Source organism: Arhodomonas sp. SL1 (genome assembly GCF_052060015.1).
Lineage (GTDB): Bacteria > Pseudomonadota > Gammaproteobacteria > Nitrococcales > Nitrococcaceae > Arhodomonas.
Genome location: NZ_JBPODZ010000026.1, coordinates 1 through 15,210, shown reverse-complemented (window position 1 = coordinate 15,210; position 15,210 = coordinate 1). Strand labels below are relative to the sequence as shown.

Genomic DNA, 15,210 nt, shown 5'->3' with positions numbered 1-15,210 from the left:
CTGTGTTGCCGGTCTTTACCCCGCTCAACATAACCCACGCAACGTTGAGGCGGGGCAGGTCAATCCATCATGTCTACCGGGGATAGCGGGTAGGGCGGAGGGCGCGGGTAGGGCGGACGCAGGCGCCGTAGGGTACATGGAGTGAAGCGCAATGCACCGCGACCCTCCCCGCGGATTCCGGTCTTCCGCCTCCATCCGCCCCACCCATGGAACGTAACCCGGGACGTAGGCCGGGTCGGGCAGAGCGAAACCCGCCAGTGATCCCATCTCGCCGCGAGTCCGTCGGGCACGGTTCCGGCGCACGGGGCGAGCGCAGGAATCCCCCAAAACCTGCAACCGGCCACACCCCACGCACAATCCCTTCGGTCTGCCAACTAACGCACAACTAACGCTAGCTGACGTGCACATTTTGCAGTTGGCGCCCCCCTGGACCATGATCTAGATCACACCAAGAACGGAACTCCATCTGAGGGGGTTGGATGAAGCGTTTTGTCTACGGCGCGAGCTTGTGCGCGTTGGTTTTGCTGGTGACGGGGCCCCATTTCGCCCACGCCAATGGATTTCAGGAGAACCGGGCGTGGCAGTTTGACACGGCCTCGCAGAAGAACGCGAAGGCGGGGATCGTGGACCTGATCGAGCGCAAGAAGGGCGGTTTCTACGACTCGTTCAGCACGACGAACAACTACAACACCTTTTTTGACGGTCACCAGATCAACTGCAACGTCTCGGCCTCGGCGGTGGGCAACACCGGCAGCAACGACGCCTCGGGGCAGTCGGGCAACGCGAACATCACCCCGGAGGGGGAGATTGTCGCGGACGCGGCGGCGAACACCGGCAGCAACAGCTTCACCGCGAGCAAGCCGGTGAATGCCCAGGCAGGGAATGACTCGTGGACAGGCTCGCAAGGCGACGACAACACCAGCGGTGGTTCGGCGAGTGGCAGCCAGAACGCAGGGCACACCATCGACTCCGAGCAGTCGGTGGGGGACAACAGCCCGCAGAACGCCATGGTCAGTGACCCGAACATCTCCAGCGACGTCGGCTCGGTGGACACCTCCGGGACCACGGACGTGGCGCTGAACTCCTCGCAGACCAACACCGAGAGTCCGCAGAGCGCCTCGATTGACGGCAGCGAGGGGTGCCGGTTTATCGGCGCGCCGACGACCGCTGACGGGGGCCTTTGATCATGGGGGTGCATATTCCGGCGAAAGCACTGCGTCGCGCCTGCGTGGCGGGCGTGACGGCGCTGGCGGTATCGGGCTGCGCGCAGACCGATTATTTCAAGCGCCATGAGGCGGAGGCGCCGGTGGTCAACGGCCCGCCGGTGACCGAGAACACCACGCCGCTGTACAACGCCTTCCGCTGCATGAACGGACGGCTGAAGGGCTCCTACGGCGAGGAGGAGGCGCCGCCGCGGGTGGCGGTGGGCAACGTCAAGGACTACACGGGCAAGTTCAGCGAGATGGACGGGGGCAACCCGATCACCCAGGGCGGGGCGCTGATGGTGATCTCGGCGCTCGGCAAGCTCGGGGATGCGGTGCGGCTGCACGAGCGCTTCGACACCCAGATCGCGGAGATGGAGCTGCGCTATCTCGAGAACCGCTACCTCGGTGACGGCGAGCCGCATCTCGTCCAGGACAACGGCGAGGGCCAGCGCCGGGTGCCGTGGAAGCCCTACTACGGCGGCTCGATCATGCAGACCGACTACTACATCGTCGGCGGCATCACCGAGCTCAACTACAACATCCAATCCGGTGGCGCGGAGCTGACCGTCGACGGGGCGGGGCCGCAGGCGCGCACCTTCACGGTCAACGTTGCCGCTGACCTTCGCGTCATCGACACCCAGTCGCTCGAGGTGATCAAGACCACGAGCCTGCAGAAGCAGATCACCGGCTTCGAGGTGGGCCTCGATGTATTCCGCTTCTTCGGCGACACGCTGATCGATCTCAACGCCGGGATGAAGAACCAGGAGCCGCTGCAGCTTGGCGTGCGCACCACCCTGGAGCTCGGGGTGCTGGAGCTGATGGGGGCGGTGGCGGGTGTCGACGAGCGCCCGTGTGTGAGCTTCGACGAGATCACCCCGGCGGAGCGCGAGGCGGAGTCCGAGCCGGCCGAGCGTGAGGCGGCCGCCGAGCAGCCGGCGCTGCCCGAGGGGGCGACCTACACGGTGTACTTCGACAGCGGCAGTGCCGAGTTGAACGCCGATGCGCAGGCGACGCTCGATGAGGCGGCGCAGGCCGCGCGCGCCGGCGAGGAGGCGAACCTGCGGGTCGAGGGCCACACCGACCGTGCCGGCGGGGAGGCGTTCAACCTCGAGCTCTCGCGCGAGCGCGCGCAGGTGGTGCGCGAGGGGCTTGTCGAGCGTGGCGTCGCCAATGATCGCATCCTGCTGGTGTGGTACGGCGAGACCCGCCCGGCGGTGGAGACCGAAGACGGCGTCGCCGCCGCCGAAAACCGCCGCGCCGTCATCCGCATCATGCCGCCGGAGGAAGCGGGGGCATGAGCGCACGTACAACGTCAGAAGAAACGTCAACGGAAGGCGAGGGAGTCATGGACCAGCGATGAGGGCAATAACAACGCACAGCACTCGCGCTAACGCGACCAATGGGATCTTCACCGAATCAAGCATCGCCGGCGCCGCTATCGCCACGCGTCGGGCACAGCACACTACCTGAGGGGGTAATAATGCGAGAGCTCAACCACGACATCCATTCCAGCACCATCGCGCTGGCCGCGGCCGGCCGCTATGGCGGTCTCACCGGCATCCGTCACCCCGGCGCCGAGGCGGAGATCCCGCAAATCGCCTACCACGCCGTCCCGGCCGCCCGGCCGGGCGCGAGCCGCGGGGGTCTGCTCTCCGCCGCCGGCGCCCTGGTCATCGCCGCCAGCGTCCTCTCCGTCGCCGGGGGGCCAATAGCACCCGCGCATGCGGAGACGACGATTACGGTCCCGGGCACTACGGATCCCATTGGGGTCGTTACAACCCTGTCGGATCCCACTGGTGGGTTCGAAGATAGTGAAGCCCAATACAACACCAACAATACGCTGGAGGCGATCGTTGAGGGCAGTGGTTCAACCACGGAAACGGATAGTGGGGAAGACAGCGACGTTGATGTCGATGACAGCGGCACGACCATCGAGGCGCGGGGATTGGGGAACCTCCACGCCGATGACGGGGTTGACGACCCGGTCTCTCTAAACAGCATTAATGACGGTTTGGATGAAGCGCTCGCCTACGCGACTGGGCAACTGAACAGCGACCTCACCGTGGACGTGCGCGTCGAGAACAGTGAGGTGCTCGCGGACCTTACCGATCTTAGCAGCGGCGTCGTGTCCATCTCGGACGCCCTGATTCAGGCAGAGGGACTGCTTAATGTTTCGGACGTCGCCGTCGAAGACCTGCCCAATGGGAGCTATACCTCCGGTAGTGGTGATACTGACCCGGCCTCGCTGACGCTGGATTATACCGGTGCGACAACCACGGGCGAGGCGGCCTTCACGGTCAGCACGGCCCAGATCAATAATAATGTGGATGGTGGTGCGGACCCCAATCCCGTCGAGTCCCAAGCCAACGATATCCGCATTGACGGAGAGGTGGATGACAGCGCACCCGGCTTCAGCGACACGCTTACCATCGCTGATAGCACAACCTCTGCCGGGATGACCGGTAACGACGCCCTCACCCGCATGGCGTTCGATGTCAGTGGAAGCTTTGATGCTTCCTCCGGCGTGTCGAATGTCCAGGCGAATGTCGACACTTTGGTCCGGTCATTTAACAATGACTCCACGATCGAAATCGTCCTGACCGAGAGGGACGACCCTGCCACGATCGCTTCGTTGGAGGATGACGGCAGCCTCTCGCTGACCGGCAGCAGCATTGAGGCATCTACGATCGGCAGCTTCGGTGCCACTACGCTGGATATAGCAGCTAGCGGCGGCATCGATGCCCCGAATGGTGCGGTCGGGGTGACCCTGGATGTTGCCGGCGAGCAGGCGGATGTGGACGCAGGCGCCGCCGGTCTTAATGCCCAAGTGGCGGATAGCGGCAGTCAAGTAACGAGTCAGATTCTCGACGGAACCATCGGGATCACGGCCGACAACGTCGACGGTGGAACCGTGTCACTGGGGGGCGCGGATGATGACCGCGTTGCTGTAGCAGCATCCACCACCGGCAACGAGACGGAGAATCTGCTCCGCCTTGATGCCGTGGGGGACCTGGGCGGTGACAGCGCAAGCGCCGCTCTGGGCAGCGCACAGGTCAGCGAGGCCAACATCCGTGCTCTCAATGGCCGGGCTGATGTGGGTGTCACGGTGGGTGAAGGTGATGAGGATGGCACCTTGACCGGGGACGGTACTGCCTCCGTGGAGCAGGCGGAGATTACTGCGTCTGCCACCGGCAACGAGGCCACGAACCAGATGGACCTGGAAGGCGGTGACGTTGCTCTGTCGCCGGATTCTCCGGCGACCGCGGGTCAGCTCGGCGAGATGAGCGCGGACTTCGCCGCCGAGAGCCTCAGTGGTGCCGCGGGTGCGACGTTGGCTAACATGCAGCGCCTGGATGGTGCCGGTGGCGGAAATTCGGGGAATGTCCGGGCCGATGTTAGTCGGGGCGATGTGTTCCTCTCCATTCAGGGGAATGCCTCCGAGGCGCTCGATGGGACGGCCTCGGTCAAGGACAGCCTCATCTCCGCGGATGCCGAGGGCAATGTCGCCACCAACCTGTTGGATGTGACCTCCGACTCTGGCGTCTCGGGCACTGTGTCCCTGGGGAGCGTCCAGGCCGCCGAAGTGGACGATCAGTTCGTCCGGGGACAAGTGGACGGGGAGATCGCGCTCACGGCAGCAGATGCGACAGATGCTAACACCCCGGCTACGGGGGATTTCACTGTTAGCGGTAATGCCGTTGAGGCATCTGCTGCGACGAACGATGTGACGAACCAGCTGCAGATCGAAGGGGAGTTCAGCCCCGACGACACCGCGGCTACCGTGGTAGCCGGCGCTTCCGTAGCCGCCGGGTCGGTGGATGCCGGGGCCGGGGCAACCCTCGTCAGCGGTCAGCTCGCAACAGACACAGTAGCCAAGGTTTATGCCGCGGACCGCGACCAGCGCATTGGCGTGGATCTCTCGATCGCGGAAGTGGCGGAAGACCTCACTGTTACCCTGGATGACAACACCATCGGGCTGACCGCCGAAGGCAACCAGGGCCTCAACATCCTGAGCATCGACTCGGATGGCAGCGTCACCGAGAGCAATGGTGCGGATTCCACGCTAGCGGCCCTTGCCAGCGGGCAAAGTGCGGGTAGCACTCAGGTGATCGGCGGTGGCTTGGTGGACGCCACGATTGATGCGACCACGCTGGCTGGGGACACCGTGGCAACGGTCTCCGGCAACACCATATCCGGCGAGGCAGCGGCCAATGATGTCACCAACCAATTGACGGTGGACGGCAATGGTGGGGTTTCCTCGGCGAATCTCACTGCCGGTTCGGCGAGCGCATCTGCCGCCGGTGTGGATGCGCAAGGCGGCGTGGCTGTCGCCAATGCCCAGGAATCCAGTGCCGTCAATGCGGATCTCGACGCAGCGAATACCGCGCAGAATACCCTCGGTGCGACCCTGGATATCGCCGGCGCGTTGAGTGGGGGCGATACCCTCACCGGCACCCTGGGCGGAAACCGCGTGGATGCCGACGCCAGCGCGAATACCGCGACGAATATTGCCGCGGTGAATGCCTTGGGCGGTGGCGGCAACGTGACTGACACTTCGGTGGCGCTTGCCAACGGCCAGGTGGCGAATAACGTGAGTGCGAGTGTTACCGAACCGACACTCTCCATAGGTGTGACCAACACAGCGTTCCCCACTGATTCGAGTACGGTGCTAAGCATTACCGGCGCTGTGGGTGACGATCCGGAGATCGGGGCATCCGCCCAGGGCAACGATGCCGATAATCTGCTGCGAGTGGAGGCGGACGGTGCCGTGTCCGCGACCACGGCGGCGAATGGTACCGCCCACGCGAACAACGAGGCCTCGGATGCCGACCACGCACTGATCAATTCCCAGCTCACCGGCGGTGCAGCGACGATCACGGCGGCCATCGCGGATCCCGTGGTTTCCATCGACATGGATAATGGCTCGGCGGACGCGAACAATGTTACGGCGAGCATCAAGAATCAGGACTTGCAAGCCGACGCCGGCGGGAATGTCGGGGCCAGCGATTTGGTACTCGTCAGCGAAGGGGGTGTCGCCAGCACCCAGGCGCTCACGAATGTCCAGGAGATGGAATCCAATGTCTCCGCGGTAGCGGCGGACATGGATCTCCATATCCGGGGAGGGCCGAACACTAGCGCTTTTGTCGACAGCGAGCTCGCGGCTACAGGGAACCGGCTCGGGGCAGATGCCCGGGGGAACGAAGCGTCCAATACCTTATTGGTGGATAGCAGTAGCATCGCGGGTGTAGCTGACGACGCCGGTGCGTTCGGTAACAACAACGCGCGCTCGAGGAACGCCCTCTCGAGCCGACAGGAGGTGGTGGGGGCCGGTATCTCGCTGAATGCCGAGGCTACCGGGACCATCGCGATCGAGCTCGCTGCTGGCTCTCTGACCAACCTGGAGAACAGCACGGCGAACGCGAATAATAACGCCTTCTCCGCCGATTTGCAGGCCAACGAGGCGGATAATGCGGTCCTGCTCGGCCTAGTGGATGACCCCGCGGGTTCCGTCACGGCCAATGGCGCTCTGCGCAATGCCCAGGAAATGACGGAGGTGACGGCCAACAGCAGCGCGAATGGGACGGTAAACGTCGACTTTGATGACGTCGAGGGCAGCAACGTGTCGGTCACCGGCAACGAGTCGACGGCAACGCTGGGGGGCAACCAAGCCAATAATGACCTGTCGGTCCGTGCCGCCTCCATCGAGGCGGGCAGTGGCAGTGATGCGGTGGCTTGGGACCTCGGGGGTGCCCGCGGGGGTTATGCCCTTGCGAGTGACCAGGCGGTAACGGTTCCGGGACTACCGGGACTGGGGGCCACTGCCGAGGGTAGCTTCAGCGGTAACGCCGAAGATGGTTTCGCGCCGCTCGGTGGGGAGGGTTCTACAGTAACCGTCTCGGATAACCTGGTTCGTGCCCAGACGGATCTGAACTCAGTGGGTGACAGTGTGATCTCCGATGGTGCACGGCAGGATGTCGCGGAGTCCGGCAATGACCTGCGGCTTGAAGCGGACGGGGGTGTCGACGCAACGGCGGCCCTCAGCAACCTGCAAGGCGTGACGAGTACCGACTTTACTGAAGTTGCGACAACGGCGACGGCCTCCTTCTCCGTCGACGCGGACTCCGACGACGCGGGTGCTGGTGGGGTCACCTCCAGCACCGCGTCCCTTAACGAGAACGTCGCGGAGGCACGTATGAGGGGGAACAATGCCCTCAATAACCTGGTCGTGGATGCCGTCGGGGGCGTCTCCGCCGGCGGTGGTGCGAGCTTGGCTACCGCGGATACCACGGCGCCGACCCGTGCCGAGGCGGGGCTTGCCCTGTCGAACATTCAGACCTTCGTCGGGGTGGGAGACGGGCTCAACGTCACCACCGAGACCGATAGCACAGTGCATCTTTCCGCGAGTGCGTTGAGCCAGGCCAGTGCGAGCCTGGATGGCAACCGCGCATTGGCCGAGTCGACCCTGAATCGGGCCCGCAATACGGTTACCGGCTCGAGTACGGGGTCCGTGGAGGCCAGCGGCGCGCTGACCAATGAGCAGACGATCGACGGGCCCGTGACGGTGAACACCTCGACGGAACAGGACGTGCTAGTTCGGCATGTAACCAATTGGGGCTCAGACAACGTGGACGATTCAGCAGTGTCCTTGTCCGGTAACGAGGGGATCGCCGCGTCCACCGGGAACTACGCCGTTAACCGGCTCGATAGCGATGCGGTGGGCGATGTGGCCACGCTGCTCGGTGGCAGCGCGGCACCTTCTGATGTGAGCACCGATACCGGCTCGACGAATGGTGTCGCGGAAGGCGACTATGCCTTGGCGAGTCGTCAGACGAATGATGCGACGATGACATCGGATGTCAGCGGTGGCGGTGTGGTGCTGGACATGGAAGGCGGTTCCAACCAAGGAGCGATCACCGCCTCCGATAATGTCCTTTGGGCCGACACGGTAGGCAACACCGTGCCGCTGAACGAGCTGCGGCTCAATGGGAGTGCGGTTTCGGCATCCGCAGGCTTGGCGAACGTCCAGCGCAACGCTGGGGCGTTGAGCTCTACAGTGGATGCATCGTCGGTACGTGTGGACTTCGGGGCGAACCTGGTGGACAGCGCCGTGGATATTGGTAACAACCAGATCCGTGCGACGGCGACCGCGAATAACGCCACGAACACCGTTGACGTCACTAGTGCGCAAGGGATCACCTCCGCGGCGTCCCCTGGCGGGGCGACTGCCCAGACGGGCACCAGCGGTACCAGCGTGACCGGGGCTGGGCTCTCCGCCCTCAACGCCCAGCGCAATGTTGCCGATGTGACGAGCACGATCACGGGGTCGTCCGTGTCGCTTTCGGCGGGGGGCGCATCGCACTCCGACTCGGCGGTGGCCCTGCGGGGTAACATCATTGCCGCCAATGCCACCGGCAACTCGGCGCGGACGGACGTCAACGTCGGTGGTCTTGGCCGTGTCCAGACCCCTGTAGGCATCGCCAACCGCCAGAGCAACAGCGGCAACACCATCACCGCGAGCGTGAGCAACGCCTCGGTCAGCTCCACGTTCAACGGTGGTGTGGATAGCACCACAGTCAGCCACAGCGGCAACACCATCGCCGCGACGGCCCGTGGCAACGTGAGCGGGAACTCGGTGAGCGTGAACAACGCCCTCTCCCGGGCCAGCACACGCCTCAACCGCTGAAGCACTCACGCTGTGAGGTGATTGGGCCCCCGGGCGCTACGGCGCTCCGGGGGCTTTTTCTGCGCAGTGGTTGCTTTACCATCGGGGCGGGCAGGAGTCGGAAGGATGAGAACGCAATGAACGGATACCGAAGGATCGCACAGGGTGCTGTTGCCCTGCTTCTGGCGGGGACGGCCACCAGCGTGGTGGCGGCGGATGGCGAGGGCCGCTACGCCGTGCGCGGCCCCGGCGCCCAAGGCTGTGAGGCCTTCCTCACCGCGGTGGAGGAACAGTCCCGGGAGGCCCTCCGCCTTTACGCTGGCTGGCTGGAGGGCTACATGAGCGCCCACAACCGGCTGCTGGAGTCCACCTTCGACGTGGTGCCCGTGATGTCCGCGGCCCAGCTCCTGGACATGGCGGCACGGGTGTGCCGGAGTAGCCCGGAGTTGCGCGTGGAGACGGCGGTGGCCCGGTTGGTCGGCGTACTCGACGACGCCCGGGTGCAGTCGGCCTCGCAGCCGGTAACCATCTCCACCGCCGAGGCGACGATCAACATCCGCCAGGAGGCCTTGGCGCGGGTGCAGGCGGTCCTCGCCGAGCGCGGCTATGAGGGCGTGGAGGCCACCGGGCGGTTTAACGAGGCCACGGGCGACGCCCTGCGCAGCTATCAGCAGGAGCATGATCTCCCCGTCACCGGCGTGCCGGACGGCGACACCCTGGTGCGGCTGCTGTTCACCAACGAGGAGAATGAGTGAATGTTCGACAATCTCGAGGCCCTGAACCCGGAGCGCCACTCGGGCCTGCGCTACCAGTCCGTTTCGGGCTTCTCCTTCGCCCGGGGGGTGCCCAGTGCTCCCGTGGCTGGTTCCGAATTCCCCAAGGCCGCCCGGGAGTTCCCCATCGTCTTCACCGCCGAGGGCCAGCGCCTGCGGCCCCTGGCGCTGCTGACCCTGCAGAAAGGGCAGGCGCCGTTTATCGGTGAGGACGGGCAGTGGCAGGCGGACTACGTCCCCGCCCACCTTCGGCGCTATCCCTTCATCCTCGGTGAGACCGGCGAGGAGGGGCGCTTTGTGGTGATGATCGACCGCGATGCCCCCCAGCTCCGGGAGGCCGAGGGCGAGGCGCTGTTCGTCGACGGCGAGCCGCCCGAGGAGGGCGTAGTCGCGCGGGCTAAACGCTTTCTGCTGCAGTTCCAGCGCGAGCTCGAGCAGACCGAGGCCCTGCTGCGTCCGCTTGAGGAGCACGGCCTGCTGGTGGCCCGCCAATTCACGGTGACCCGGGGCGACAATACGGAGGTGGCGGTGAGCGGCTTCCGCATGGTGGACATGGAGCGCCTCGCGGCGCTCGATGACGCCACCCTGGCCGGTTGGGTGCGCTCCGGGCTGATGGGGCTTGTCCATGCCCACCGCCACAGCCTGGAGAATGCCCAGCGCATCCTTGCCCGCCAGGCCGCCTGAGACAGAAGGAGGTGAGCGTGAAAAGGATCATGATGGCAGCGGTATGGCCGCTGTTGGGGGCGCTGGCCATTGCGACCGCGCCGGCGGCCTCGGCGGCGGATGCGGACGGGAACTACGCCGTCCGCGGTCTCGGTGGCCAGAGCTGTGAGCGCTTCACCCAGGCCGCCGAGGCCGAGCAGGGCAACGCGGGTCTGTTCGTGCACTGGATGGCCGGCTACATGACCGGGCTCAACCGCAGTCAGGAGGAGACCTTCGACGTCTCGCCGATCCTGGACAACAACGCCATGGGCCAGCTCCTGCTCAATGTGTGCGCGGACAATCCCGACGTCGCTGTGGAGACCGCCACCGCCCGATTGCTCAACACCCTCGCGCCGGCGCGGGTGCGCCAGGCCTCCGAGGTGATGCAGGCCGAGGCCGGTGAACGGCGCGTGGCGGTGCGTCGCTCCACCCTCGCGGCCGTGCAGCAGGAGCTGCAGCGCCTCGGCCACTACGGCGGCGGGATCGACGGCATCTACGGGTCCGGCAGTCGCAACGCCCTGGAGGCCTATCAGGAGTCGGAGGGGCTGACCGTGACGGGTCTGCCGGACCCGGCCACACTGGTCCGGCTGTTGGCGCAGTAGGGAGGACGACACATTGCGCAATCGATGGAAGGGATCCGTGGCCGTGGCGGCGGTCGCGCTGGCGCTGATGGCGCCGGCCGCCCCGGCCGCCGACGGCGAGGGCAACTACGCGGTCCGTGGGCCGGGCACCCAGCCCTGCAGCCGCCTGGCGGAGGCGGTGGAAGCCGGGGGGCCGGCGCTGGCGGCGTTCGCGACCTGGATGGATGGTTACCTCAGCGCCCGCAACCGCACCGGCGAGGAGACCTTTGACGTCTCGCCCATCGCCGGGACGGGGCCCATGATCGGCGTGGTGCGCAACATCTGCCAGGCCAACCCGGAGGCCTCGGTGGAGACCGCCACCGCCCGGGTGCTGGAGCTCTTGACACCGTACCGGGTGGAGCGGCGTTCGCCCATGGTGGAGCTGGAGCTCGGTGATGCCAGTACCGAAGTGCGGCGGGCGACCCTGGCCCTCGTGCAGCGCCGCCTGGCCGCCGAGGGTTTTTACGACGGCGACGCCAGTGGCGATTACAACAGCGCTACCCGGCGGGCCATTCAGCGCTATCAGGAGGAACGCGATCTCGCGGTCACTGGTCTACCGGACTCGGATACAGTCCTCTGGTTGATCCGCGATGCTGAGCAGTCCGGCGCGCAGTGAGAGTGAACTAGCTCACAAACGAAGAGCGGACGGTCGCGCACACTGCTTCATGGATGATACCGATGGGACACATCGGGACTCGTGCAACGAATAATAACTGCATGTTAACTGAGGGGTACTGATGAGACAGGGTATGATCGGCCCGACTGCCGGTGCACTGGCGGTAGTGTTGGCGTTGGGGCCCCATTTCGCCCACGCCAATGGATTTCAGGAGAATCGGGCGTGGCAGTTTGACACGGCCTCGCAGAAGAACGCGAAGGCGGGGATCGTGGACCTGATCGAGCGCAAGAAGGGCGGTTTCTACGACTCGTTCAGCACGACGAACAACTACAACACCTTTTTTGACGGTCACCAGATCAACTGCAACGTCTCGGCCTCGGCGGTGGGCAACACCGGCAGCAACGACGCCTCGGGGCAGTCGGGCAACGCGAACATCACCCCGGAGGGGGAGATTGTCGCGGACGCGGCGGCGAACACCGGCAGCAACAGCTTCACCGCGAGCAAGCCGGTGAATGCCCAGGCAGGGAATGACTCGTGGACAGGCTCGCAAGGCGACGACAACACCAGCGGTGGTTCGGCGAGTGGCAGCCAGAACGCAGGGCACACCATCGACTCCGAGCAGTCGGTGGGGGACAACAGCCCGCAGAACGCCATGGTCAGTGACCCGAACATCTCCAGCGACGTCGGCTCGGTGGACACCTCCGGGACCACGGACGTGGCGCTGAACTCCTCGCAGACCAACACCGAGAGTCCGCAGAGCGCCTCGATTGACGGCAGCGAGGGGTGCCGGTTTATCGGCGCGCCGACGACCGCTGACGGGGGCCTTTGATCATGGGGGTGCATATTCCGGCGAAAGCACTGCGTCGCGCCTGCGTGGCGGGCGTGACGGCGCTGGCGGTATCGGGCTGCGCGCAGACCGATTATTTCAAGCGCCATGAGGCGGAGGCGCCGGTGGTCAACGGCCCGCCGGTGACCGAGAACACCACGCCGCTGTACAACGCCTTCCGCTGCATGAACGGACGGCTGAAGGGCTCCTACGGCGAGGAGGAGGCGCCGCCGCGGGTGGCGGTGGGCAACGTCAAGGACTACACGGGCAAGTTCAGCGAGATGGACGGGGGCAACCCGATCACCCAGGGCGGGGCGCTGATGGTGATCTCGGCGCTCGGCAAGCTCGGGGATGCGGTGCGGCTGCACGAGCGCTTCGACACCCAGATCGCGGAGATGGAGCTGCGCTATCTCGAGAACCGCTACCTCGGTGACGGCGAGCCGCATCTCGTCCAGGACAACGGCGAGGGCCAGCGCCGGGTGCCGTGGAAGCCCTACTACGGCGGCTCGATCATGCAGACCGACTACTACATCGTCGGCGGCATCACCGAGCTCAACTACAACATCCAATCCGGTGGCGCGGAGCTGACCGTCGACGGGGCGGGGCCGCAGGCGCGCACCTTCACGGTCAACGTTGCCGCTGACCTTCGCGTCATCGACACCCAGTCGCTCGAGGTGATCAAGACCACGAGCCTGCAGAAGCAGATCACCGGCTTCGAGGTGGGCCTCGATGTATTCCGCTTCTTCGGCGACACGCTGATCGATCTCAACGCCGGGATGAAGAACCAGGAGCCGCTGCAGCTTGGCGTGCGCACCACCCTGGAGCTCGGGGTGCTGGAGCTGATGGGGGCGGTGGCGGGTGTCGACGAGCGCCCGTGTGTGAGCTTCGACGAGATCACCCCGGCGGAGCGCGAGGCGGAGTCCGAGCCGGCCGAGCGTGAGGCGGCCGCCGAGCAGCCGGCGCTGCCCGAGGGGGCGACCTACACGGTGTACTTCGACAGCGGCAGTGCCGAGTTGAACGCCGATGCGCAGGCGACGCTCGATGAGGCGGCGCAGGCCGCGCGCGCCGGCGAGGAGGCGAACCTGCGGGTCGAGGGCCACACCGACCGTGCCGGCGGGGAGGCGTTCAACCTCGAGCTCTCGCGCGAGCGCGCGCAGGCGGTGCGCGAGGGGCTCGTCGAGCGCGGCATCGCCAACGACCGCATCCTGCTGGTGTGGTACGGCGAGACCCGCCCGGCGGTGGAGACCGAAGACGGCGTCGCCGAGGCCGAGAACCGCCGCGCCGTCATCCGCGTCATACCGCCGGAGGGGGAGGAGGCCTGACGGCGCTCCACGCCCTTCCCGTCAACGGCGTCGGATGATCAGGCACTGTTGCTTGCGTTCCCGGATGGCCGCGCACCGCGCGGCCGCCGTATCCGGGTCGGTCAGGAAGCCCGTCTGTAGGCGGTAGCGGTCGTCTTCGACGACGATCAGGGCCTCGGCGTCGCCGAGGAGATCGGGCAGCACCCGCTGCAGCCGTGCCCACTCGCGGCGGGCGGCCTCGGCCGAATCCAGGGAGCCCACCTGCAGGGAGAACACCCCTGCGCTTCCGCTCCGTGGTGCCGCGGGTGTCTCCTCCGGCTCGGAGGGGGGCGGCTCGTCCACTGCGGCGATACCCGCCCCGTCGCCGGGGTCGGTCTCCGCCGCGGTGTCCGACGAGTGGCTCCCAGAGTCCGCGTCGCCACCGTCGGTGTTCCCCCCGCGCTCTTCTGATCGCGTATTGTCGGCCTGGAGTGTGGAGCGGCGCTGATCGGCTAGCTCATCGAGCCGTTCCCGCGCGGATTCGCTGCCGAGCTCGGCGGCTCGCCGGTACCAGCGGAGCGCCTCTTGGGATCGTTCGTGGTCGGACTGGCCGGCGTGGTAGTCCGCCAGCGCCTCGGCGGCGTCCACCACGCCGCGCTCGGCGGCGGTCTCATACCAGCGCAGGGCCTCGCGCATGTTGGTCCGGATGCCGTAGCCCGCCCGGTACGACGCAGCGAGATTATAGGCGGCCGGCCCGTGGCCGAGCTCCGCGGCCTCGCGCCAGAGCTTCACCGCCTCGCGGGGATCCTGGTCCACCCCGGCGCCCCGGGCGACGAGCAGGCCGAGGTTGTTCATCGCCGCGGGCACGTCCTGATCCGCGGCCTGGCGGTACCATTCCACCGCCTTCCCGGTATCGGCCTCCATGCCGCCGGGCCCCGACTCGTGGAGCAATCCTAGGCCGTACTGCGCCCAGCCGTCGCCGTCCTCCGCCGCCGCGCGCCAGGCGGAGCGGGCGCGGTCGGCGTCACCGGCGCGGTAGGCCTCCAAGCCGCTCCGGTACGCCTCGGTGGGCTCCGGGGCCTCGGCGTGCAGACCGGAAAACCACAGGGCGACAACCACTGCCACCAGCAGCAGCCGCGCCGCGCGCCGGCCTTCGCGTATCCATTGCCGCATTGTTCTTCTACCCCTTGATTCCCTGGGGCAGGATACAAACTCCGCGGGCAAAGGCCTACCGCCTGCCGGGCCATCCGGCAACGCCGGCCCGACTACGGCGGTGCGTAGGGATGGGTGAAGCCCAGCGAAAGCCGCCAAGTGCGGCGGACTCCGACCCGCAGAGCGGACGCGGCGGATTACGGCCTTCGGCCTCCATCCGCCCTACCGACCGGTCACGCAAGTCCCGTACGGCGGACGAAGTCCGCCTACGCCGCGACATCCCAGTCCCGTAGCCCGTAGACATGATGGATTGACCTGCCCCGCCTCAACGTTGCGTGGGTTATGTTGAGCGGGGTAAAGACCGGCAACACAG

The 15,210-nt window shown here is 66.3% G+C and carries 10 protein-coding genes; 9 read left to right on the top strand and 1 reads right to left on the bottom strand.

Annotation, left to right across the window (positions count from 1 at the left end; genetic code table 11):
- The first annotated feature begins 479 nt into the window (after positions 1-479).
- The 9 genes from ACQ754_RS16570 to ACQ754_RS16530 all read left to right on the top strand — a co-directional run bounded on the left by ACQ754_RS16570 (position 480) and on the right by ACQ754_RS16530 (position 13,727).
- A complete protein-coding gene (locus ACQ754_RS16570) occupies positions 480-1,184 on the top strand; it encodes a hypothetical protein (protein WP_440998157.1) in 705 nt (234 codons plus the stop codon).
- Between the two features lie 2 nt (positions 1,185-1,186).
- Positions 1,187-2,503: an OmpA family protein gene (locus ACQ754_RS16565; RefSeq protein WP_440998156.1), complete on the top strand. Its 1,317-nt coding sequence runs from the start codon at positions 1,187-1,189 to the stop codon at positions 2,501-2,503.
- Between the two features lie 182 nt (positions 2,504-2,685).
- The gene (locus ACQ754_RS16560) at positions 2,686-8,889 is read left to right on the top strand and encodes a hypothetical protein (RefSeq protein WP_440998155.1); all 6,204 of its coding nucleotides are present in this window, start codon (positions 2,686-2,688) and stop codon (positions 8,887-8,889) included.
- 116 nt (positions 8,890-9,005) lie between these two features.
- Positions 9,006-9,623, top strand: coding sequence for a peptidoglycan-binding domain-containing protein (locus ACQ754_RS16555; protein WP_440998154.1), 618 nt, complete (start codon positions 9,006-9,008; stop codon positions 9,621-9,623).
- Positions 9,624-10,325 (top strand): SapC family protein, encoded by a 702-nt coding sequence (locus ACQ754_RS16550; protein WP_440998153.1) that lies wholly within the window; start codon positions 9,624-9,626, stop codon positions 10,323-10,325.
- 17 nt (positions 10,326-10,342) lie between these two features.
- Positions 10,343-10,945 (top strand): peptidoglycan-binding domain-containing protein, encoded by a 603-nt coding sequence (locus ACQ754_RS16545; RefSeq protein WP_440998152.1) that lies wholly within the window; start codon positions 10,343-10,345, stop codon positions 10,943-10,945.
- A 13-nt stretch (positions 10,946-10,958) separates the two neighbouring features.
- Complete coding sequence (locus ACQ754_RS16540; protein WP_440998151.1) at positions 10,959-11,579, top strand: peptidoglycan-binding domain-containing protein; 621 nt, start codon at positions 10,959-10,961, stop codon at positions 11,577-11,579.
- Positions 11,580-11,700: 121 nt separating this feature from the next.
- Positions 11,701-12,408, top strand: a complete 708-nt coding sequence (locus tag ACQ754_RS16535; RefSeq protein ID WP_440998150.1) for a hypothetical protein — start codon at positions 11,701-11,703, stop codon at positions 12,406-12,408.
- A gap of 2 nt (positions 12,409-12,410) precedes the next feature.
- Positions 12,411-13,727: an OmpA family protein gene (locus ACQ754_RS16530; RefSeq protein WP_440998149.1), complete on the top strand. Its 1,317-nt coding sequence runs from the start codon at positions 12,411-12,413 to the stop codon at positions 13,725-13,727.
- 21 nt (positions 13,728-13,748) lie between these two features.
- On the opposite strand, the gene ACQ754_RS16525 is transcribed toward ACQ754_RS16530, so the two are convergent.
- Complete coding sequence (locus tag ACQ754_RS16525; RefSeq protein WP_440998148.1) at positions 13,749-14,858, bottom strand: SPOR domain-containing protein; 1,110 nt, start codon at positions 14,856-14,858, stop codon at positions 13,749-13,751.
- Positions 14,859-15,210 lie beyond the last annotated feature (352 nt).